The sequence below is a fragment of the Companilactobacillus huachuanensis genome (genome assembly GCF_005404815.1).
GTDB classification, from domain to species: domain Bacteria; phylum Bacillota; class Bacilli; order Lactobacillales; family Lactobacillaceae; genus Companilactobacillus; species Companilactobacillus huachuanensis.
Genome location: NZ_BJDF01000061.1, coordinates 1 through 408, shown reverse-complemented (window position 1 = coordinate 408; position 408 = coordinate 1). Strand labels below are relative to the sequence as shown.

At 44.4% G+C, this 408-nt stretch carries 2 tRNA genes; both read right to left on the bottom strand.

From position 1 onward, the window contains the following. Positions 1-118 precede the first annotated feature (118 nt). Positions 119-191: transfer RNA gene (locus FFM71_RS13325), tRNA-Ala, on the bottom strand. A gap of 24 nt (positions 192-215) precedes the next feature. Then, a tRNA-Ile gene (locus FFM71_RS13320) sits at positions 216-290 on the bottom strand. Positions 291-408: the final 118 nt, after the last annotated feature.

The following is a 408-nucleotide window of genomic DNA, read 5'->3' as shown; positions in this document are numbered from 1 at the left end:
ACTTAATCTTGACAAAATACGATTTTACTCGTTTTTATCGCGCAGTTTTCGGTGTTTCTTTAATTCATTATTTCTTAATATCCAGTTTTCAAGGTACGAACATTGGCATTTCTGCCAATGGAGGCTAACGGGATCGAACCGATGACCTCCTGCTTGCAAAGCAGGTGCTCTCCCAGCTGAGCTAAGCCCCCATATGGTACTTATTAATATGAGAATGGGCCTAAATGGACTTGAACCATCGACCTCACGCTTATCAGGCGTGCGCTCTAAACCAGCTGAGCTATAGGCCCGAAAACGCCCGGTAGGCCTCTCAAAACTAAACAAAGTTTTAACAATTGTGTATTTCCGTTGATGCTTACGCATCATATCCTTAGAAAGGAGGTGATCCAGCCGCAGGTTCTCCTACGG